This is a genomic window from Amphibiibacter pelophylacis, from assembly GCF_037688875.1.
GTDB lineage: Bacteria > Pseudomonadota > Gammaproteobacteria > Burkholderiales > Burkholderiaceae_C > Amphibiibacter > Amphibiibacter pelophylacis.
Genome location: NZ_JAWDIE010000006.1, coordinates 82,532 through 102,959, shown reverse-complemented (window position 1 = coordinate 102,959; position 20,428 = coordinate 82,532). Strand labels below are relative to the sequence as shown.

Here is a 20,428-nt window from a genome sequence, read left to right as displayed (position 1 = left end):
CGGATCAGTCGTCGCTGTCAGCGCCCCGGATCAGGCCCCCGGCCGCGCGGCGCTCGCGGTGTTCGCAGGGGCTGCGCGTGCACTGGGCATAAAGCGACAGGGCGTGATCCTGCAGTTTGAAGCCGTGGCGCTGGGCCACGAGGTGCTGGCGCTCTTCGATGGCCGCGTCAAAAAACTCTTCGACATGCCCGCAGTCCATGCAGACCAGATGGTCGTGGTGCGTGCCTTCGTTGAGCTCGAACACCGACTTTTCCGACTCGAAATGGCTGCGCTGCAAAAGGCCAGCCTGCTCGAACTGCAGCAGCACGCGATAGACGGTGGCCTGGCCGACATCGTTGCCTTCGGCGATCAGGGCTTTGTGGATGTCGTCGGCGGACAGGTGACGCTGCTCGGATTTTTCGAACAGCGCCAGGATCTTGATCCGGGGCAGCGTGGCTTTGAGGCCATTGCTTTTGAGCTTCTCGGCGTTGGTCATGGGGAGCGGTTGTCGCCGGAGGCGGCGCAAATCAGAGGGTTGCCCATCATAAAGGAATCGTCTGACGCAGCAGCGCACTAGAATGCAGGGGTTTTCCAGCCCACGGCCCCTGTGGCCTTCTGCTATGCCCCAGCTCCGATCTCATCCCCTTGTGCGCAACGCCCTGCTGCTCGCCCTGACGCTTCCCCTGCTGGGCGCCTGCGCCTGGCTCAAGCCCACCGACGGCTCGAAACGCTACCACTTCCCCTACAGGCCCGAAGTGGTCCAGGGCAATGTGGTCACCCAGGAACAGGTCGCCCAGCTGGCCAAAGGCATGAGCCGCGAGCAGGCCCTGACGCTGCTGGGCACGCCGCTGATGCAGCACGCCTTCCGCGCCGACCGCTGGGATTACCTCTTCAGCCTGGACAGCCAGGACAGCCAACCCGTGCGGGCGCGCCTGAGCCTGTTCTTCACGGGCGACACCCTGGACCGTTTCGAGACCCAGACGCTGCCCACGCAGCAGCAGTTCATCGAATCGATTGCGCGCGATCCCCTGCCCTCCCAGATGCCGACCCTGCAGATGACACCCGCGCAGCTGGAAGCCGCGCAGAAAAAAGCCGCCAGCCAGGCCCAGGACGGCATGAACAGCAGCCTGCCGCCGCAGCCGCTGGGCCCGGACCGCGTTTACCCGCCACTGCCTGACACGCCATGAATCACCTGACGCCCGACGAATCCTCCACGGACACCCCGCCGCTGCGCATCGCCGTGGCCGGCAGCAGCGGCCGCATGGGCCGCATGCTGATCGAGGCCATCCACCAGACGCCCGGCATGGTGCTGGCCGGGGCGCTGGACCGGCCCGGCGCGCCCGGTCTGGGGCAGGACGCGACGCAGTTTCTGGGCACGCCCTGCGGCATCGCCATCACCGACGACCCCGTTCAGGCCCTGGGCCAGGCGCAGGTGCTGATCGATTTCACCCGTCCCGAAGGCACACTGCAGCACCTGGCGCACTGCCGCGCGCTGGGCGTGAAAATGGTCATCGGCACCACCGGCTTCGAGCCCGACGAGCTGGCGCGCATCCAGGCCGCCGCGCAGCAGATCGCCATCGTCATGGCGCCCAACATGAGCGTGGGCGTCAACGTGGTGCTGCGCCTGCTGGACCAGGCTGCGCGTGCGCTGAGCACGGGCTTTGACATCGAGATCATCGAGGCGCACCACCGCCACAAGGTCGATGCACCCAGCGGCACCGCGCTGCGCATGGGCCAGGTCGTGGCTGACGCGCTGGGCCGGGATCTGGAGGAATGCGCCGTCTACGGCCGCGAAGGCATCACCGGCGAGCGCGATCCCAGCACCATCGGCTTTGCCACGGTGCGCGGCGGCGACATCGTCGGCGACCACACCGTGCTCTTCGCCGGAACGGGCGAGCGCATCGAAATCACCCACAAATCCAGCAGCCGCGCCACCTACGCCCAGGGCAGCCTGCGCGCCTGCCGCTTCCTGCAGGACCGCGACAGCGGCCTGTTTGACATGTTCGACGTGCTGGGGCTGTAAGCGCCCCGCCTCACTGCCCCCTGCCGCCCTTTTTGCCGCCACCATGAACGACATCTACACCGCCCGCGATATCGAGCGCGGCGCCCACGCGCACTGGCGCGACACCGACGCCTACCGCGTCAGCGAAGACGGCAGCCGCCCCAAGTTCTACGCCTGCTCCATGCTGCCCTACCCCAGCGGCAAGCTGCACATGGGCCATGTGCGCAACTACACGATCAACGACATGCTCACGCGCCAGCTGCGCATGAAGGGCATGAACGTGCTCATGCCCATGGGCTGGGACGCCTTTGGCCTGCCGGCCGAGAACGCCGCGCTGAAGAACAGGGTGCCGCCCGCGCAGTGGACTTACGACAACATCGCCTACATGAAGCAGCAGATGCAGGCGATGGGTCTGGCCATCGACTGGAGCCGCGAAGTCGCCACCTGCGACCCCAGCTACTACCGCTGGAACCAGTGGCTCTTCCTGAAGATGCTGGAAAAAGGCATCGCCTACCGCAAGACCCAGGTCGTCAACTGGGATCCGGTGGACCAGACCGTGCTGGCCAACGAGCAGGTGATCGACGGCCGCGGCTGGCGCACCGGCGCGCCGGTCGAAAAGCGCGAGATTCCCGGCTACTACCTCAACATCACCGCCTACGCGCCCGAGCTGCTGGACCACGTCCAGATCGGCAACGAGCGCGCGACGCTGACCGGCTGGCCCGACAAAGTGCGGCTGATGCAGGAAAACTGGATCGGCAAGTCGGAGGGCGTTCGCTTCGCCTTCCCGCACGAGATTCGCGGCAGCGACGGTGAACTGATCCAGGACGGCCGGATGTGGGTCTTCACCACCCGCGCCGACACCATCATGGGCGTGACCTTCTGCGCCGTGGCGCCCGAGCACCCGCTGGCCGCGCACGCCGCCGCCAGCAGCCCCAAACTGGCCGCTTTCATCGAGCACTGCAAAAAAGGCGGCACCACCGAGGCCGAGCTGGCCCTGAAGGAAAAAGAAGGCCAGCCCACCGGCCTGCACGTGCGCCACCCGCTGACGGGCGCGCCCATCGAAGTCTGGGTCGGCAACTACGTGCTGATGGGCTATGGCGACGGCGCCGTCATGGGCGTGCCCGCGCACGACGAGCGCGATTTCGCCTTCGCGAAAAAATACGGCCTGAAAATCCAGCCCGTGGTGGCGGTCGAGGGCGAAACCTTCAGCACCGACGCCTGGGCCGACTGGTACGGCGACAAGCAGCGCGGCGTGTGCATCGATTCGGGCGAACTGGACGGCCTGGGCCACAAGGCCGCCGTGGACAAGGTGGCGTCCATGCTGTCGGCCCGCAATCTGGGCGAGAAGAAAACCACCTGGCGCCTGCGCGACTGGGGCATCTCGCGCCAGCGCTACTGGGGCACGCCCATCCCCATCATTCACTGCGACAGCTGCGGCCCCGTGCCGGTGCCCGAAAAAGACCTGCCCGTGGTTCTGCCGCAGGATCTGGTCCCCGACGGCAGCGGCAACCCGCTGGCCAAATGCGAGGCCTTCCTGAACGTGGCCTGCCCCCGCTGCGGCCAACCGTCCCGGCGCGAAACCGACACGATGGACACCTTTGTCGATTCGTCCTGGTACTTCATGCGCTACTGCGACCCGAAGAACGACCAGGCCATGGTCGCTGACGGCGCGAAGTACTGGATGCCGATGGACCAGTACATCGGCGGCATCGAACACGCCATCCTGCACCTGCTCTACGCGCGTTTCTGGACCAAGGTGATGCGCGACATGGGCCTGGTCAGCGTGGACGAGCCCTTCACCCGCCTGCTGACGCAGGGCATGGTGCTCAACCACATCTACAGCCGCAAGACGGCCAAGGGCGCCAAGGAATACTTCTGGCCGCACGACGTCGAGCACGTGCACGACGCGGCCGGGAAAATCATCGGCGCGACGCTCAAAACCGCCGTGGCCAGCGCCGATGGCGAACTGCCGCCCGGCACCCCGATTGATTACGAGGGCGTGGGCACCATGTCCAAGTCCAAGAATAACGGGGTCGATCCGCAGGATCTGATCGAAAAGTACGGTGCCGACACGGCCCGCCTGTACACCATGTTCACCGCACCGCCCGAGGCCACGCTGGAATGGAACGACGCCGCCGTCGAAGGCAGCCACCGCTTCCTGCGCCGCGTCTGGGCCTTCGGCGCGAAAAACGCCGCCCGCCTGCAGGCCGCGACCGCCGCAGACCTGAGCGCCGCCCCCCTGCGCGCCCCGGCCAAGGCGCTGCGCCGCGAACTGCACCTGGTGCTGCGCCAGGTCAGCTTCGACTACGGCCGCATGCAGTACAACACCGTGGTGTCGGGCTGCATGAAAATGCTCAACGCGCTGGACGATTTCGCCTGGGACGACAGCGACGGCGACAGCGCCCTGCTGTGCGAGGGCGTCTCGCTGCTGCTGCGCCTGCTCTACCCCGCCTGCCCGCACCTGACCTGGCAGCTGTGGCGCGACCTGGGCTACAGCGCGCCCCTGGGCGATCTGCTGGACGCCGCCTGGCCCGAAGTGGACGAGGCCGCGCTGGTGCAGGACGAGATCGAACTGGTCCTGCAGATCAACGGCAAGCTGCGCGGCAGCCTGACGGTGGCCGCCAGCCTGGACAAAGCCGGGATCGAAGCCGCCGCGCTGGCGCACGAGGCCGTGGTCAAACAGGCGGCGGGCCAGAGCGCCAAAAAAGTCGTCGTCGTGCCCGGCCGCCTGGTCAACGTGGTGCTGTGATGGCGCCTGTGCCGCCGCAGGCCAGCCGCCGCCGTCTGCTCGGCGCAATGGGCACGGCGCTGGCCGCTGCATCGGTGGCGGCACTGCCGGGCTGCGGATTTGCCCCGCGCACTGCGCCGCGCCTGGCCTTCAGCCGCCTGGGTATTCTGGGGCGGGCCGCCAGCCCGCAGTTCGTCATGCTGCTGGCGGGGGAGTTGAGCCCCGCAGCTGACATCGTCACCCCGCCCTGGCGCGCACAGCTCTGCCTGTGGATCATCGACGACAGCAGCACCGCCGCCGCCAGCTACAGCGACGCCAACGCGCTGGTGCGCAACATTCAGCAGACGCTCAGCCTGCGCTACGCCCTGACCCTGCCGCCCACCGAGGCGCAATGGCGCGCCGATCAGGATCGCCTCCAGACCCAGGGCCCCGCCGCCGAAGGCGAAACCCCCGCCCACGGCCGCGTGCTGTGGACGCCCGTGACGCTGCAGACCCAGCGCGACCTGGGCTACAGCGAAACCCGCGCCCTGGCCAGCGAACTGGCCCAGGCCGACCTGCTGGGCGCCCTGCGCGCCGACGTGGCCCGCAGCGTGGCCCTGCGCCTGGGCACGCTGGCCGAAGTCCCGGCCGTCTGAGGGGCACGCCGCCATGCCCGCCCTGCGCAGCGAGCAGCTCGCCGCCCATCTCGACAAAAGCGGCCTGCCGCGCCTGACCGTCATCACCGGCGACGAGCTGCTGCTGGTCCAGGAGGCCGCCGACCAGGTCCGCCAGTGCGCGGCCAAGGCCGGACACAGCGACCGCCAGATCATCGCGCTGGACGGCAACGCAGGCGGCTGGCGCCAGGTCGTGGCCGCGATGCAGGAGCGCGATCTGTTTGGCGCCCGCAAGCTGCTGGATCTGCGCCTGCCCGGCGGCAAGCCCGGCAAGGAAGGCGGCGCCGTGCTGCAGGATCTGGCCCGCAGCGACGACGCCGACACGGCCATCCTGCTGACCCTGCCCCGGCTGGACCGCCAGCAGAGCCAGTCGGCCTGGTATGCCGCGCTGGAATCTGCCGCGCTGGTCGTGCGCGCCGACCCCATCGAGCGCAAAGCCCTGCCGCAGTGGATCGTGCGTCGTCTGGCCGACCAGGGCCAGCGCCTGGAGGCGGGCGACGCGGGGCTGCACGCGCTGGAAATGCTCTGCGCCCGCACCGAAGGCAACCTGCTGGCCACCTGGCAGGAGCTGCAGAAGCTGGCGCTGCTCCACCCGCCCGGCGAGATCACTGCCGCCCAGATCGAATCCGCCGTGAGCAACGCCGCCCGCTACACGCTGTCGCAGTGGACGCAGACCATCTGGCAGGCCGACGCCGTGCGCGCCCGCCAGATCGCTCAGGCGCTGGACGCCGAGGGCGAAAGCGCCGTCTTCGCCCACTGGACGCTGGCCGAGGACGTCCGCGCCCTGGCCGCCGCCCACCAGCACCAGCAGGGCGGCATGCAGGCGGGCGCGGCGCTGCGCCAGGAACGCGTCTGGGGCCCGCGCGAACCCGTGCTGTCCGCCGTGCTGCGCTTGGGCGATCACCTGCCATGGAGCCAGTGGCTGGAAGACGCCCGCATCTGCGACGGCATCACCAAAGGCCTGCCCCACCCGGATTGGCCCCGCGGCGACTGGGCCGCCCTGCAGCGCTGGTCACTGCGCCTGGTGGCGGCGCAGAGAAGGGCGGCGGGGCGGATGCGGGGGAGACGGTGAGGGGCTGGCGCGGCATCATGCATCCCGTATCGGGCGCACCACATCACAGAGCAGATCAGGCAATGCCCGGTTCCCCTCCAGTCTATCCTGCGAATACTGCACTTTGCGCTTCGTACTTTCATGCTGGATGTTCGGTGCCGCCAGCCCGTTCACACTAAGATCGCGGGCGATGTACAGCAGATCACGGCCTACATCACTGCGGTCAAACCGCTCCCAATCAATTTCATAACCTGATTCCCGGGCCAGCTGCCGCGTGAAAGTACGCAAAGTGCGGCTGTTGCCATCGCTGAAAGGATGAACATAATCCAGTTCGGTATAAATTCGGGCAAGACAGGCGGTGAATTCAGGGGGCGTCAGACCACACAGTGTATCGGGATCAGCTGTTTCCAGCACCTGGTTGAGCCAGGATATGGCCTCATCATCCATGCGCGAGTAAGCGACATAAAACGAGCCTTCGACAGTCGTCAAGCCACGCTGCTTGATCCAGTCCACGCCTTCGGGAACGGGCTCTCTAAATTCACCCGGCGTCACGTCATCGAAACCAACGCCCGGCAAATCCTGAAAGATTCTGCGGTTGATTTCCTTCAGATGCGTGATGTCAAAGCGTCCGGCGACCGGGTTGGCTTCCAGCTCGGCAATCCGCCAATAGGCGAACCGGCCCTCAAGCAATTCCCGACGCAGATCGGGGGTTTTTTTATCGGCTTTGGGCGGCTTCATTCACGGCCCTGATCGCATCCGCAATCGTAATATCACCGGCCACATACAGACGCGAAAGCGCTTCATCTTCCGGCAGCGGCTTAAAGCCCTCCAGGCCAACGGACGCCCGGGCGAAATTCAGAGCCTGCTCACGGCGGTGGCTTTCGGTGGCGGCGAGGCTTTTGCTGGCTGGACGCTGCCCGCGCGAGCGGGACTGTTGAACGTAGTCCCGCATGAGTTCGCGCAGGACCTGCGCAGCAGAGCGATCTTGCAGCAAAGCGGCTTGGGAAAATTCAGTACGCAATGCAGACTCAACCCTCACCGTCACCTGAACTTCTTTGGTCATAGTGGGCCCCTTTCCCAAAATAAGACAATTTTATTCTCAAGCCATGCTGGCCATTTTAATGAAATATCAGCACACAGTCAATTCATACATAACTTCATACCCACACCAACTGATCTATTTAATGCAATCAGACCTCGCTATAATATCCCAATGAAGCGCAGTGGGTATATATATGACGTTTTCCATCAAAATCCTCCCCACCGTAAACCTCGACAGCGAAGGCGTCGAAAACTGGAATATCCAGACGACAAGATTCAGCGAGAGCCTCGTCAAACGAGCAGGCCAGCCAGTCATTGGGCAGCTTAGGCATTGGTCGCACCTCGACTTTCAGCCATATGGTGTTTTTCGTCCCATCAGGATGCTCGTCGTAGTGCTGCCCTGTCTCATCCCGGCTGATCATCCGTTTGGCCGATTTTTCGCGCAGTGGGACCAAATCGTAGGTGTCATGTCCCATCCAGAGGGCACTGTCTGACTTGAGGAAGCGACCCGAGAATTTGTCGAGTTGGCGACTTGTGGACTTATCGTCCAAATTGGCGAATTCGTGCCTGTCAGTGCGAAACCGGGTTCTGGCATCAATCTGTCCGCATTGCGCCAGATCATTCCAATCCAGCAATTTGGCCAGATCGTGGGAAGAGTGAGGATATTCGTCTTCTTCAAGACCAGGCCGGGTAAAGCAAAGCTTGCCTTCAGGGTTTTCGACGTACTTGAAGTTGAACTGCAGGATGCCAATGTTGGGCTCGCTGATACTGTCAAGCCGGTGCCGATTCACCCGCCCCGCGGTCTGGACCAGCGACTGCACGCTGGAAGGCTCTATCACAGCCCAGTCGAAATCGTGATCGCGGCCAATTTCCTCGACTGGGGTCGCGACAACAATAAAAAGCGTTTCGTTCCGTCCCTCTTCGCGCGCGCGGCGGACGGCATCGTGAATACTTGGGGCGCCTTGCGGCCCGCCCTCCGGGCTCTTGCGGGTCAGCACCTGGTCCAGCGCCCGCTCCAGCATGAAGCGGGCGATGCGGGACAGCTGAGAGTGATAGCAGGCAACCCGCGCATGGGGCAAGGCGGTGGACAGGTAACGGGCCACCTCGGTCGCCCGGTTGATATTGGCCATGCGGACCAGCCCTAAGGAAATGGTGTGGGGCTGCCCATCAACTGTCACCGCCCACCGGTGCCGCTGGTGCATGCGCTCGCAGGCGCCCTGAATGGCCGTATGAATGGCCTGCAGCCGCTGAGCACTGTCACTGCCTTTGTCCCAATGCACAGGCACAAGTTCTGCGGGGCGGTGATGGCTCTGCCCCAAAGCACTGAGCATGCAATGCAAAGACACGTCAAACCAGGCGCCAAAATCGTCTTTACTGGCAGGCGTATCCAGCCTTGCTGGGCAGCGGTCATCGATCATCGCCACCCGAAAGCGTGCGCCGTTCGGCAGGTCCAACAGCTTGGCCCGCATCTTCGCGCCGAGCTCATAAGCCTGCCAGACCGCCTGGGCCACTGGTTTGGACAGAGTCGCCGAGGATGCCACCACATGGCGCCCCCAGAATGCGGCGGCGGTCACCAGTCGCATCACGGCCACCAGCGCTTTGGGCTCGTAAGAATCGATCTCATCCAGAACCAGTTCTGAACCCATCAGCCGCAGATTGGCCAGCGCGTGGTTGCCCTGCTCGGTTGGTTCGCCTGCCTTGATGAGATGATCGACCGTGCAAACCAGCACCGGCGCCATGATCACCGCGCGCATTTTGGGCTTGCGCTGCAGGAAATGCTCCAGCCATTCGGGTGGCGGGTCGGCTTCGCCCAAGGCGTCGAAATCCTCTTCGGGCGGATTGCCGTCATCATCGATGCCCCACTGAAGCGCAAGGGCGGCCGCATTGTCTGCGGCACGGGATTCTTCCTCGGTACGGGCCTTGTGCATGCGCTGGACAACCGCGCTGCCGATGACGCAGGCCAGCTCGCTGTCGCTCATGCCGAGCTGCTGCGCGTAGGCGTCCCGGGTCTGCAGCGTGAGCGTGCGCAGGTTCAGTGCTGTCGCTATACGCACAGGAGCGCCAAGAGCATCCGCCTCGCGCAGGACAGCAGCGGCAACGACGTTCATGCGGGTTTTGCCACTGCCGGTGCCCGCCACGTTGAACACCAGGGTGGGCAGCGCCTCCTGTGTCTGAGCGGCCCGCAGTGCGGCGGCAGACTGGCTTTGCCACGCATATCGCCCCGTGGTCGCAAGCCGCAAGCTGGACAGAACGCTTTCCGACAGGCCAGACGGAGCAAAGCGGGCAAATTGCGAGACAAATTCCCCCGCCTGATCGCCCACGTTCTGCAAGTGCCAGTTGAGTTCCTGATTGCGCAGGCGCTGGCCATCCGGCAGCTGCACGGTATTGGCAAAAGCCACTTTGGCAGACGCCAGCTGCATCTGGCGCAACAGATCGCGACCGTGCCCGGCATCGTCCGTTTTATCGACAGAACTGACGCTGTGGTCCGCCAGAATCAGCGCCATACGCGCCACGGTGGCCACGGCCCGCCAGTACTCCGGATCACAAGCCAGCGGCTTGACCAGGGCATCCAGCCGCGCAGCCGTCTTGCGGATCCGATCCAGAGTCTGCTCCGACGGGCTGGCCAGCGGGGCCAGTTTGTGCAGGCTGGCCCGCAGCGGCTCAGCACCCTCGATATACGTCCCGTCGGACAGTAAGTTGGCGTTTTCGCCCTGATCTCTGGGCAGCCGGTGGTGGCTGAAAATGAGGTACACCAAAACCGCCCAGTGGCTGTCCAGCCCCTTAAACAGGGTTGCGCCAGTTCCCCAAACGAGGGGCTTCATGCGCAGCAGCTTCCCGGACGAGGCCTTTTGCCACGCTGAATCCCACTCCGAACCGAGCTGATCCAGTGCCGCGTCCCGGCCCTGCACGCACAGATGATTCACGATGTGCAAAGACAGCCACTCATGCCGCACGGCATCCTTCATCGGCCCCAGACCGGCCAGCTTGTCCCCAAACATCTGCCCGAACTTGCCAAGATCGTGCAGATAACCCGCAAGACGTGCGAGAAGAGCGGCCACCCGCAGACCCACGGGCAATAGCACCGGTTCGCTGTGCACCTTTGCCCTTCGCCGTGTAGACACCGCCACCACGCCCTGGGGTCCGAACCGGCTTTTGGCGCCAACCACCCATAGCAGGCGCATCTGACGCATGCCCTGATTGACGTAGCAGGCGACTGCTGTCTGGCGCGTGGCACTGGCGCGAAGTACGGTCCGCAGCGTCTCCAGACCTTCGCGGGAGATGGGCGTCATCCAGGTCCGATCACCCTGCCTGAGGGCATAGGCATCCAGGACACGGGCTGTGCGCGCGATGGCCCGATGCTCGCACTGGGAAACGAAGACGACATGCATGTTTTCACCTTGTCAAACGGGTGATCAGGAAGACAGCAGCGGAGGCCACGCAATGTTGTCGCTACGCTGCCCATCAGCAAAACGGATCATGAATTCATGCCAGCAGCGGGCGGGCAAGGTGACGTAGCCGTCTTTGATCCGGAGTTCCCGCGCAAGAACGCGGCGCTGAACGTCGGTCAGCCCGGGGTTGAGTCTGACAGCCTCTCTTTTCTGCGAATCGCCCGGGCTAGCCCGAACAAATTTGCGCGGTATGGGCTGGTCATCGTGCTCGGCAGCCAGGATGCGGGCCAGGACATAGGTCCGGACCGCTCCCTCTTTCTCCAGGTCCTGGGCCGCAAGACGCCACTGGTCGCCCATTTTGTCCAGGCTCAAAGGGACGATGCGAAGCCAGTGGCCTGCATCCCCCCGTTGCATCCCGACGTACTGGATCTGGACCGACCGCTGGTTCACGCAGGCGCTGACCAGCCGGGCCAGCACTTCCTCGCTGTGGGGCATGTTGTCGGTCCAGTGCCAAGTGTTCACCGGAAGCTCATCGTCTCTCAGACCCGTATCGGCAAAGCGGGTCAAACCTGCATCCAGCTTCTCCAACAGATCTTTCATAGACGCACACGGGGGCGGTTTTGCGCCGAGCTGCTTGCGCACCAGGTAGCCCTCACGCCGCAGGAGATCGCCCCGGGTCTGGACTTCCGAAGCCAGCAGCTGAGTGGCCTTGGAGGTGGACATGCCAAACGCCTCGACCAGGTCTGAGCGCCTGACGACGCCCTCTGGTCCCCGAAAAGCCCGGCGGTAGATGAAGTCTCTTTCTAAAATTATCATTGTTTTCAAACTTATTTTGTCCAATTTTTATTATTTTACAAAATCAAACATTTTTTATCTTTTTTAAGGTTGACATCTGCGTTTCCGCACTGGATTATGCCCTAAATCTTGAGGAGAAACCATGACAGACACACCCCCGGCCTTAACGCAGAAGCCCGCGCGCAAGAAGGCCAAACCAAAAGCCATGAAGCCCTGGAAAGCCATGACGTCGGCGCAGGTGCGTGCCCGCCTAGCGACGGGCGTTCACTTCTCGTCCAAGCCCGTGAACACCAATGCCAGCGCCGCTGGCATCCGGCTCGCAGCCGATGCCCAGCTGAAGCGGCCCTTGATCGGGCTGGTCACGACCCAGCTCAACCGCCGCGTGGTGGATTACGTGGACGGCGCCACAGAAGGCGCCTACCTCAGCCAATGCGCCAGCGTCCTCGAGGGCACGGCGCAGACGGACTACAAAGACATGCCGGCCGGACAGAGTGAACTGATCGAAAGCCTCGCACACCTGCTGGATGAAGCCGCTGAGGTAGGCACCGGCTCCATTGACCCCCGTTTACGCCAGGTTCTATTCCCCGATTCCCGCCAGCCCAAGGGCTATGTCGTACTGACCCCGCTGCACAGCTCTGTCCTGAGTGCCGAACTGACCCGTCGACAGAGTGACGAAGCACAAATGCGTGAGCGGAATGGCGACCCAAAACGCCGAACTCAAGCTCAGATAAATGTCGGGGGAGCGAAGCCTTGGAATGCGGGGCGTACATCCTTGATTACCGCCATGCAGCGAAGCCTGATTTTCGAAGCCCCGGGCAACGCGTCCGAGCGCCGGGCAGCTTATTGGTACTTCAACAAAGGTGTACCACTCAACTCGCTGCTGCAACGCAGCACGGTGGCCGAACTATCCAGGTGGCGTAAAGCGCACCGGACCGAACAGGGCGACATTGCATCCACATCAGCAACCCGGGAAGAGGAACGGGCGCTGCTGATCCGCATTGGCCAGGAAGCCATGGTGCTACTGGATGCCAAACGGGCGCTTATGGCCCCATATGTGGAAGAGCTGGGCGGCTGGGCAAACCCCACACTGAGCGAATTCAGACGCTCGCTGCTAGACAAGGACGCACGCCACAGAGGCTGGCCGCGTGAATTGACACAGCACCTGCTATCGCTCATTGAAGGCTACAAACCTTCCAAAACCGCCCGGCCTGAGGCGGGCTATGGCGATATAGACGATTACCAAAAGATGATCGAGGAGGGCCTGAAATGAACCCCATCAACCAGGACGAAGACAGCGGCTCTGTCAAATGGCTGGTACTGCCCCGGCTGGAGGTTCGTGGCATGAATGCCCAGCCCGCGTGGTGGAATATTGCTGCGCCGGGCCCCATGCCCGCGCGTGGTCTGGCGCAACATATCGCGCAGACTGGCTTTGCGAGGGGCGCACTTGACCTCAAAGGGATCGCGCTTGTTTGGCACCACTTTGAACTGCGTGGCGAACATCTTCGCGCAAGGCCCGGCTCCAGTTACCAGGAGTTTTTCCCGCATCAGCATCGAGGTGCGGTACTCATCAATGGCGATGATTACGCCAAAGGCAGCAAGACCCTGTCCGGCCAGCCTACGGTAAGGGGCGATGGCATGGTCACACTGATTCTGGCTTTGGACGCCGATGCGCAGACCGATCTTGATGACATAACAGCGACCATCGACTCGGGTCGGTTTGCCGGGGGCAGCATCGTGAGCCACCGGTTCCGCGCCTCGACTGCAATCCACGACAAATGGGCCAGCCTACGAGCTTGTGTCCCCACTGGCTTTGCCTTTGTAGACCGCAGTGAGCTGATCACTGAAGCGATGGACGCTGGCGCCAAAGACCCGCTGGATGCCTTTCTGGCCTGTACCCAGCCACAGGGCAAAGCAGGCCGTCAAGAACCTGACAAGGATTTCGCGCGCCCCCGCTCCAGCTGGCTCACGCCCTACCTGGCGGGATACCACACCCTGACACCAGCAGTTGAGCGGCGCATGGCCCGCGATGGGCATCCGCACGCCTTTGTCGAGCCATTGATCGGGCTGGGGCAGCTTCTGTCCATCCGCGAATCCGGTGTGATCCCATTCTGGGATTACGCCAGCAACGATGACGGAACCTACCTGATTCAGGAAGTGACATGCATTGGCGGAACCAAGCCCGCCGCCAAGGCCTACAACCCCCGGGCTGAAGCCAGCTCTACCACCAAGGAAGCATCATGACTGCCAAGACTGAAACCTTTGCCAAACTGCCGCATAACCTGTCCTTTCAGCGCGGGATCATCGTCACGGACGGGGCTTTTTACAATCTGAAGAGCGATAAGCATCTGACGAACAAAGAATACGAAAACCATCCACTGACCGTCGTCCGTCACGGCATCCGGGCCACACAGAACGTGATCTCTGGTGATGACACGGCGAAAGGGAGCGAGCGTTCTGCGGCCAATGTCCAGCAGACCGAATCAGCCAAAACTGACCACGATGCAGAAGGATTTGTCGTGTCGTTTGGCCTGCGCCTGATCGATTTGTCCAGCACGCTTTTTGCCTGTGCAGCCGACAAGCCTGAAACCACCAGCGCTGTGCGTCAGAGCATTCTGGATTTTGCCCAAAGGGCCAAAACCAGCCTGGGTGCAGAAGACGTCTGTCGCCGGATGGCCCGCAACATCGCTAACGGCTCGTGGCTGTGGCGCAACCGGGTTTCAGCCAGTTCAATCACCGTCAAGGTCTGGCGCGACAAGGACTGCATCGCCGAGTTTGATGCCCTCTCTATTCCCATGAACCATTTCAACGATTTCACAGACGGTGAAAAGACCGTCGCCCGCGTCCTTCTGGAAGGACTTCAGGGCGAGCTGAAATCCGCCCTGCAGATCACGGCTGCGGTATATTTTGGGTTCAAAGGGTCGTTCGAGGTGTATCCAAGCCAAGCCTATATCGAATCCAAACCCAGAGGCTTTGCAAGGCCGCTTTATAAGCTCGACCCTGTTCGCAGACATAGCACTGAAACGACAGAGTCTGCGCAGGTTGTCGGCCAAGCGGCACTGCGCGACCAGAAAATCTCCAACCGCCTGCGCTCGATAGACACCTGGTATCCCGACTTTGATCAGGTGAAACGGCCTATTCCGGTCGAACCCAACGGGGCCAATCTGGAGTTGATGCAGCTATTTCGCCCCAAAAAATACAGTGCCTTCACCCTGTTCACGCGGCTCAACCAGATTGATCCGGATACGGACGACGGTAAGTTCTGCATCGCCATCATGATGCGGGGCGGGGTTCTTGGCGAGGGTGACAAGGGCAAAGAGAAAGCAGCAGCTGAGGAGCAGTCATGACACCGCAGTGGTACATCAACCTACGCATCGCTGCCGCCATCGAGCCCGGTGCACACGAACTGGTCCAGACTGGGGGGCCGGGCGCTTTGGCCAATGCCGTGATGGGCCGTCTGCTCTATGCCGTACACGCAATCTGCGCACACAAAAGCATCCGTTTCGCCAGCGCTTTTCCACTGGCACGATCTGGTGAACTGCCCCACCCCGGCAATCTGCTGCGGGTGTTTATCGCCAGCCGCGAAGAGGCCGATGCCTTACTTGAAGCACTTGAAGCGCGTGAGTTCCTGATGGGCTATGTGCTACTGGATCGCCCGCGCAAAGTGCCACAGGAGGTGCGCGGTTCCGTCAGCTACGCCCTGTGCCGGACGACCTCGCGCAAAAACATCAATACTGTCACACGCCAGCGCCAGATCGAGCGAGGCAATGCCCTGCCCTATGTCCGGATGCACAGCAGCAGCGGAGAATCCTTCAGCATCCGCTTCGACGTTGTAAAGCGGGACGGAGCACCAGATACGGACTGCAAGACCAACGGATATGGCTTAAGCACACGGGCGACCCCCTGCTACCTGCCCGCTATCCCTGTTGAGGATGCCCCATGGTCAGCAGCCGCACGAAAACTGCAGATGGCCGAGCCATGAAAATAAAATCAGGCCGCAAAGAGTTCAAACCAAAGGCTATCCTGCTAAGTCAACGCGCCAATATTCTTTATCTGGAACGGGCCCGTGTTGTGCAAAAAGACGGCCGGGTTCTCTACCTTCAGGAGACCAAAGGGGATATTGATCAGTTTTTCAATATTCCACACCAGAATACATCGCTGCTTTTGCTCGGAAAAGGAACTTCCATCACCGATTCAGCAGCGCGGCAACTGGCCGACGCTGGCGTCGTGGTGGGATTTACCGGCTCAGGGGCCACGCCGCTGACCTGCGGCATAGACCCGGTTTTCATGGCTCCCCAAGGAGAATACAGACCCACCGAATACATGCAGGCCTGGATCAGGATGTGGATAGACGATGACACCCGTCTGGAAGCGGGCCGCCAGATGCTACGGCAACGCTGCCAATGGGTGCAGCGTACCTGGTCTGCATCCCGGGCATTGGTGGATCGGGGTGTACAGGTGGAAGACGCGGCAGTAGCCCGGTTTGAAGCGGGCATCAGCAAGGCGGCCACTACGGATGCGCTGATGGCAGCGGAAGGCGTCTGGGCACGTTATCTGTATGCTGAACTGAGCAAGGCCTTCAAAATTGAAGGGTTCGTGCGCCAGGAACAGGTGGGCGAGCGGGTGAGCCTGAAAGACACCGTCAACGCTTTTCTGACCCATGGCAACTATGTGGCGTACGGGCTTGCCGCAGTCGCGCTGTACGCCTTGGGCATTTCATTTGCCTTGCCCGTGATGCACGGCAAGACACGGCGTGGGGCCCTGGTTTTTGACGTTGCAGACCTTTTCAAGGACGCCATCGTGATGCCACTGGCGTTTCAGGAAGCCGCTGCAGGCGCGTCCGATCAGCACTTCCGCGACGCCCTGATCGAACGCGTCCAGCACGACGGCGTCCTCGAAGACGTGATCGCCAACCTTCAAAAAATCGTCGCCTCAAAAGTCCCTTGAAAAACAAAGGGTTAGGCAAAGCCTTCAAAACGAAGCTTTTGCCTCGTGCACTTTAACAACCTGTTGATTTACATTACTATTTCCGTTGACAACAACGGTTCGCCACCTCACGGGTGGTTTAGAAGGCGATCCATCAGGTTGCCGGGGGCTTTGTAGAGTTCGCCACCTCACGGGTGGTTTAGAAGACACTGTTGAAAATGGGGCTCCACGTTGATGGGTTCGCCACCTCACGGGTGGTTTAGAAGTCCAGCCCGGTCAGTCCGTGGCTGCAGTTTGAGTTCGCCACCTCACGGGTGGTTTAGAAGCACGACAGCGGCGCCGTCCCGGTCTGGCCCACGGTTCGCCACCTCACGGGTGGTTTAGAAGCCAGGTAGCGATAAACCCAGGTCCGCTTTGTCGTTCGCCACCTCACGGGTGGTTTAGAAGAGCATCGAGCAGGTTTGCGGCCATCCACGCCGGTTCGCCACCTCACGGGTGGTTTAGAAGTCCCAAAGTTGCCCTCCCATTTTTGGGATTTGGTTCGCCACCTCACGGGTGGTTTAGAAGAGGTGAGCAGGGTCAGCAGCGCGGCGACAGCGGTTCGCCACCTCACGGGTGGTTTAGAAGTGCACCGCATCACGTTCAAGGATGCGCTGGCTGTTCGCCACCTCACGGGTGGTTTAGAAGTGTGGCAAGCCAAGGAGCGCTGATATGACCCAGTTCGCCACCTCACGGGTGGTTTAGAAGAGAACGGCTGGCGCAACGCTCCGACGAAGCGGGTTCGCCACCTCACGGGTGGTTTAGAAGAACGCCGTGCGCTGCTGTTGCCCCAAGAGATTGTTCGCCACCTCACGGGTGGTTTAGAAGATTGAGGCCTTTTGCGATGCGGCCTACAACGGGTTCGCCACCTCACGGGTGGTTTAGAAGTGCATGGCGCGACCCCAGCGCTCGTCCTTGATGTTCGCCACCTCACGGGTGGTTTAGAAGTGCATTGCGATCCACTCGTAGCCGAGTTGCCAGTTCGCCACCTCACGGGTGGTTTAGAAGTTGAAGCCCTGCACGGTGGCGTGCTGCTCGGGGTTCGCCACCTCACGGGTGGTTTAGAAGTTCAGCGAGAGCGAGCAGGACCTGGGCCTGTAATTCGCCACCTCACGGGTGGTTTAGAAGTGACGCTGGCCCGGGGCCGCCCAGACCTGATCGTTCGCCACCTCACGGGTGGTTTAGAAGACGTCGGCCGGGTGACGCCGACAGAAATCCACGTTCGCCACCTCACGGGTGGTTTAGAAGTGGCCGCGCTGCTGGGCTCGGGCTTGTAGAGCGTTCGCCACCTCACGGGTGGTTTAGAAGAGCCACAGCACGCGCTCTGCATCGTAAGTGTGGTTCGCCACCTCACGGGTGGTTTAGAAGTTTGACCAGGTAGAAAGATCGCCCACCCAGCTGTTCGCCACCTCACGGGTGGTTTAGAAGTGGCTGCGGGCGTAGCGCTGGCGGGTCATGCGGTTCGCCACCTCACGGGTGGTTTAGAAGACCAAGTTCGCCCGCAGTTCGCCGAGGCCGTGGTTCGCCACCTCACGGGTGGTTTAGAAGTCGGTCTGGCAGATGGCGCGCAGGAAGGATTCGTTTGCCACCTCACGGGTGGTTTAGAAGACATCAACTTTCACAACTCCGCCGTAGCCCGAGTTCGCCACCTCACGGGTGGTTTAGAAGTCAACGGCCACATCCGCAAGCTGCAATACATCGTTCGCCACCTCACGGGTGGTTTAGAAGGCGTGGGCCGTGCTGATGCCTGGATGCCCTGAGTTCGCCACCTCACGGGTGGTTTAGAAGGCACGACCCGTCCAATACCGACCGGCGCGGCAGTTCGCCACCTCACGGGTGGTTTAGAAGATCGGGCGCGGCAAAAGTACCAGCGACATGACGTTCGCTCCCTCACAACCCCGCGCCAGCGCCGAAACTGTCGCGTAGATCGCAGCGGTGGTGGGGCTTGCGAAAGAGCCCCATCACACCCCTTAAGATGCCACGCATCGCCACTCCCCTGCCCCGCACCGCCATGACACTCTCCACGCTCGAGCTCGATTACGACCGCCAGACCGCCGAAGGGGCCACCTGCACCGCCCGCGCCTGGGCGCGGGTGCCGCCGCCGCTGTCGCGCCCTGAGCGCGAGGTGCTGATGCAGCGCTGCGCCGAACTGCTGCGCGCGCAGGGCGCTGCGCTGGTCGCGCACTATTACGTGGACGGCGATCTGCAGGATCTGGCGCTGGCCACGGGCGGCTGCGTGGCCGATTCGCTGGAAATGGCGCGCTTTGGGCGCGATCACGCGGCGCGCACGCTCATCGTCGCGGGCGTGCGCTTCATGGGCGAGACGGCCAAAATCCTCTCGCCGGACAAGACCGTGCTGATGCCCGATCTGGACGCCACCTGCAGCCTGGACCTGGGCTGCCCGGCCGGCGATTTTGCCGCCTTCTGCGACGCCCACCCCGACCGCCAGGTGGTGGTCTACGCCAACACCAGTGCCGCCGTGAAAGCCCGCGCCGACTGGATGGTGACCAGCGCCTGCGCGCTGGACATCGTCGGCCATCTGCACGCGCAGGGGCAGAAGATACTCTGGGCGCCCGACCGCCATCTGGGCCAGTACATCCAGCGCCAGACCGGCGCCGACATGCTGCTGTGGCAGGGCGCGTGCATCGTCCACGACGAGTTTCGCGGGCTGGAGCTGGAACTACTGAAAGAGCGCCACCCGCGCGCGCGCGTGCTGGTCCACCCCGAATCGCCCGAGGCGGTGGTGAGGCTGGCGGATGTGGTCGGATCGACCTCGCAGCTGCTGCGCGATGTGCAGACGAGTGCGGCCGACACCTTCATCGTCGCGACCGACAACGGCATCCTGCACCGCATGAGGCAGCTCGCGCCGGGCAAAACGCTGATCGAAGCGCCCACGGCCGGCAACGGCGCCACCTGCAAAAGCTGCGCCCACTGCCCCTGGATGGCGATGAACGCGCTGCAGGGCGTGGTCGCCGGCCTGGAGCAGCGCACGGGGGAGATTCAGGTGGACGAGGCCATCCGCGCGCGGGCGCAGGGGGGCATCACGAAGATGCTGGATTTTGTCGCGCAGCGCGCGCGCTGATTGTTGACGGTCAGGCCGGGCCCAGCAGGCGGGCCGCCGTCTGGTCGTTGCGCTCGGCGGTCTGCAGCAGGCGGATGTGGGTGTCGAACTCGCGCGCGGCGGCGATCATGGCGACCATGGTTTCCACCGTGCTGACGTTGGAGCCTTCCAGCGTTTCGGGCAGCACGCGGGCGCGCTCGTCGGCGGGCAGGTCGGCGCCATCGGCGGCGCGAAAGAGGCCATCTTCGCCGCGCTGCAGCGGCGCTTCAGGCGTGACGAGTTTCAGCTTGCCCACGCGCGTGGCCTGGCCGTTGGCGCTCACCGCCAGCACCGTGCCGTCGGGCGAAATGCGCGGCTGCGCGCCGCCCGGCACCACGATGGGGCCGCCGTCGCCCTGCACGGGCAGGCCGTTGTGCGTCATCAAAGTGCCTTCGGCGTTGACGGCCAGCGACCCGGCGCGGGTGTAGGCCTCGGTGCCCTGCAGGCTCTGCACGGCCAGCCAGGCGTTGCCCGCCAGACCCACGTCCAGCGGGTTGCCCGTGCTGCGCATGGGGCCCGGTTTGGCGTCGTAGCCGGTGGTGGATTCCAGCGTCATCACCCGCGTGCTGGCGCCCGAGCCGTTGACCGGAACGGCGCGAAAGGCGACCAGTTCGGCGCGAAAGCCCGTGCTGGTGGCGTTGGCCAGGTTGTGCGTCAGGGTTTCCTGGCGCTGCATCATGGCCTTGGCCCCGGTCATGGCGGTGTAGATCATGCGGTCCATGCGGCGT

At 63.1% G+C, this 20,428-nt stretch carries 17 protein-coding genes and 1 CRISPR repeat array; of the genes, 11 read left to right on the top strand and 6 right to left on the bottom strand.

Features of this window, described 5'->3' with window-relative positions; genetic code table 11:
* Positions 1-4: 4 nt before the first annotated feature.
* Positions 5-475 carry a ferric iron uptake transcriptional regulator gene (gene fur, locus RV045_RS05325; RefSeq protein WP_423234741.1) on the bottom strand — a complete coding sequence of 157 codons (471 nt, stop codon included), beginning with the start codon at positions 473-475 and terminating at the stop codon, positions 5-7.
* 124 nt (positions 476-599) lie between these two features.
* On the opposite strand from fur, the gene RV045_RS05320 reads away from it, so the two are divergent.
* Genes RV045_RS05320 through holA form a run of 5 tightly spaced genes read left to right on the top strand, consistent with a single transcriptional unit; the run spans position 600 to position 6,434 of the window.
* Complete coding sequence (locus RV045_RS05320; RefSeq protein WP_423234740.1) at positions 600-1,166, top strand: outer membrane protein assembly factor BamE; 567 nt, start codon at positions 600-602, stop codon at positions 1,164-1,166.
* A complete protein-coding gene (gene dapB, locus RV045_RS05315; RefSeq protein WP_423234739.1) occupies positions 1,163-2,002 on the top strand; it encodes a 4-hydroxy-tetrahydrodipicolinate reductase in 840 nt (279 codons plus the stop codon). The genes RV045_RS05320 and dapB overlap by 4 nt, the downstream gene beginning before the upstream one ends.
* Positions 2,003-2,045: 43 nt before the next feature.
* A complete protein-coding gene (leuS, locus tag RV045_RS05310) occupies positions 2,046-4,730 on the top strand; it encodes a leucine--tRNA ligase (protein WP_423234738.1) in 2,685 nt (894 codons plus the stop codon).
* Entirely contained in the window at positions 4,730-5,344 is a 615-nt protein-coding gene (locus RV045_RS05305; RefSeq protein ID WP_423234737.1) for an LPS-assembly lipoprotein LptE, read from the top strand. The genes leuS and RV045_RS05305 overlap by 1 nt, the downstream gene beginning before the upstream one ends.
* A gap of 13 nt (positions 5,345-5,357) precedes the next feature.
* Entirely contained in the window at positions 5,358-6,434 is a 1,077-nt protein-coding gene (gene holA / locus RV045_RS05300; RefSeq protein WP_423234736.1) for a DNA polymerase III subunit delta, read from the top strand.
* A 15-nt stretch (positions 6,435-6,449) separates the two neighbouring features.
* On the opposite strand, the gene RV045_RS05295 is transcribed toward holA, so the two are convergent.
* The 4 genes from RV045_RS05295 to RV045_RS05280 form a co-directional block, all read right to left on the bottom strand.
* A complete protein-coding gene (locus RV045_RS05295) occupies positions 6,450-7,151 on the bottom strand; it encodes a Fic family protein (RefSeq protein WP_423234735.1) in 702 nt (233 codons plus the stop codon).
* Positions 7,129-7,476 (bottom strand): antitoxin VbhA family protein, encoded by a 348-nt coding sequence (locus tag RV045_RS05290; protein ID WP_423234734.1) that lies wholly within the window; start codon positions 7,474-7,476, stop codon positions 7,129-7,131. Before RV045_RS05290 ends, RV045_RS05295 begins: the two co-directional genes overlap by 23 nt.
* Before the next feature lie 127 nt (positions 7,477-7,603).
* Complete coding sequence (gene cas3f, locus RV045_RS05285) at positions 7,604-10,843, bottom strand: type I-F CRISPR-associated helicase Cas3f (RefSeq protein WP_423234733.1); 3,240 nt, start codon at positions 10,841-10,843, stop codon at positions 7,604-7,606.
* A gap of 24 nt (positions 10,844-10,867) precedes the next feature.
* Positions 10,868-11,566 (bottom strand): WYL domain-containing protein, encoded by a 699-nt coding sequence (locus RV045_RS05280; protein WP_423234732.1) that lies wholly within the window; start codon positions 11,564-11,566, stop codon positions 10,868-10,870.
* Positions 11,567-11,780: 214 nt separating this feature from the next.
* Between RV045_RS05280 and RV045_RS05275 the strand changes: the two genes are divergently transcribed.
* The 6 genes from RV045_RS05275 (at position 11,781) to nadA (ending at position 19,682) form a co-directional block, all read left to right on the top strand.
* Complete coding sequence (locus RV045_RS05275; protein WP_423234731.1) at positions 11,781-12,908, top strand: hypothetical protein; 1,128 nt, start codon at positions 11,781-11,783, stop codon at positions 12,906-12,908.
* Complete coding sequence (locus RV045_RS05270) at positions 12,905-13,879, top strand: type I-F CRISPR-associated protein Csy2 (RefSeq protein WP_423234730.1); 975 nt, start codon at positions 12,905-12,907, stop codon at positions 13,877-13,879. Before RV045_RS05275 ends, RV045_RS05270 begins: the two co-directional genes overlap by 4 nt.
* Positions 13,876-14,982, top strand: a complete 1,107-nt coding sequence (gene csy3, locus RV045_RS05265) for a type I-F CRISPR-associated protein Csy3 (protein WP_423234729.1) — start codon at positions 13,876-13,878, stop codon at positions 14,980-14,982. The genes RV045_RS05270 and csy3 overlap by 4 nt, the downstream gene beginning before the upstream one ends.
* A complete protein-coding gene (locus tag RV045_RS05260; RefSeq protein WP_423234728.1) occupies positions 14,979-15,617 on the top strand; it encodes a type I-F CRISPR-associated endoribonuclease Cas6/Csy4 in 639 nt (212 codons plus the stop codon). Before csy3 ends, RV045_RS05260 begins: the two co-directional genes overlap by 4 nt.
* A complete protein-coding gene (gene cas1f / locus RV045_RS05255) occupies positions 15,575-16,582 on the top strand; it encodes a type I-F CRISPR-associated endonuclease Cas1f (RefSeq protein WP_423234727.1) in 1,008 nt (335 codons plus the stop codon). Before RV045_RS05260 ends, cas1f begins: the two co-directional genes overlap by 43 nt.
* 97 nt (positions 16,583-16,679) lie before the next feature.
* Positions 16,680-18,448: direct repeats of the CRISPR family, unit length 28 nt; unit sequence GTTCGCCACCTCACGGGTGGTTTAGAAG.
* A gap of 163 nt (positions 18,449-18,611) precedes the next feature.
* The gene (nadA, locus tag RV045_RS05250) at positions 18,612-19,682 is read left to right on the top strand and encodes a quinolinate synthase NadA (RefSeq protein WP_423234726.1); all 1,071 of its coding nucleotides are present in this window, start codon (positions 18,612-18,614) and stop codon (positions 19,680-19,682) included.
* 10 nt (positions 19,683-19,692) lie between these two features.
* On the opposite strand, the gene flgF is transcribed toward nadA, so the two are convergent.
* Positions 19,693-20,421: a flagellar basal-body rod protein FlgF gene (gene flgF / locus RV045_RS05245; RefSeq protein ID WP_423234725.1), complete on the bottom strand. Its 729-nt coding sequence runs from the start codon at positions 20,419-20,421 to the stop codon at positions 19,693-19,695.
* Between the last annotated feature and the right edge of the window lie 7 nt (positions 20,422-20,428).

Coding starts and splice junctions, on each gene's coding strand:
- cas3f (WP_423234733.1), bottom strand. CDS start 10,843: ATGCATGTCGTCTTCGTTTCCCAGTGCGAGCATCGGGCCATCGCGCGC.
- holA (WP_423234736.1), top strand. CDS start 5,358: ATGCCCGCCCTGCGCAGCGAGCAGCTCGCCGCCCATCTCGACAAAAGC.
- RV045_RS05280 (WP_423234732.1), bottom strand. CDS start 11,566: ATGTCCACCTCCAAGGCCACTCAGCTGCTGGCTTCGGAAGTCCAGACC.
- RV045_RS05260 (WP_423234728.1), top strand. CDS start 14,979: ATGACACCGCAGTGGTACATCAACCTACGCATCGCTGCCGCCATCGAG.
- RV045_RS05320 (WP_423234740.1), top strand. CDS start 600: ATGCCCCAGCTCCGATCTCATCCCCTTGTGCGCAACGCCCTGCTGCTC.
- RV045_RS05305 (WP_423234737.1), top strand. CDS start 4,730: ATGGCGCCTGTGCCGCCGCAGGCCAGCCGCCGCCGTCTGCTCGGCGCA.
- RV045_RS05270 (WP_423234730.1), top strand. CDS start 12,905: ATGAACCCCATCAACCAGGACGAAGACAGCGGCTCTGTCAAATGGCTG.
- nadA (WP_423234726.1), top strand. CDS start 18,612: ATGACACTCTCCACGCTCGAGCTCGATTACGACCGCCAGACCGCCGAA.
- csy3 (WP_423234729.1), top strand. CDS start 13,876: ATGACTGCCAAGACTGAAACCTTTGCCAAACTGCCGCATAACCTGTCC.
- dapB (WP_423234739.1), top strand. CDS start 1,163: ATGAATCACCTGACGCCCGACGAATCCTCCACGGACACCCCGCCGCTG.
- RV045_RS05295 (WP_423234735.1), bottom strand. CDS start 7,151: ATGAAGCCGCCCAAAGCCGATAAAAAAACCCCCGATCTGCGTCGGGAA.
- flgF (WP_423234725.1), bottom strand. CDS start 20,421: ATGGACCGCATGATCTACACCGCCATGACCGGGGCCAAGGCCATGATG.
- fur (WP_423234741.1), bottom strand. CDS start 475: ATGACCAACGCCGAGAAGCTCAAAAGCAATGGCCTCAAAGCCACGCTG.
- RV045_RS05275 (WP_423234731.1), top strand. CDS start 11,781: ATGACAGACACACCCCCGGCCTTAACGCAGAAGCCCGCGCGCAAGAAG.
- RV045_RS05290 (WP_423234734.1), bottom strand. CDS start 7,476: ATGACCAAAGAAGTTCAGGTGACGGTGAGGGTTGAGTCTGCATTGCGT.
- cas1f (WP_423234727.1), top strand. CDS start 15,575: ATGGTCAGCAGCCGCACGAAAACTGCAGATGGCCGAGCCATGAAAATA.
- leuS (WP_423234738.1), top strand. CDS start 2,046: ATGAACGACATCTACACCGCCCGCGATATCGAGCGCGGCGCCCACGCG.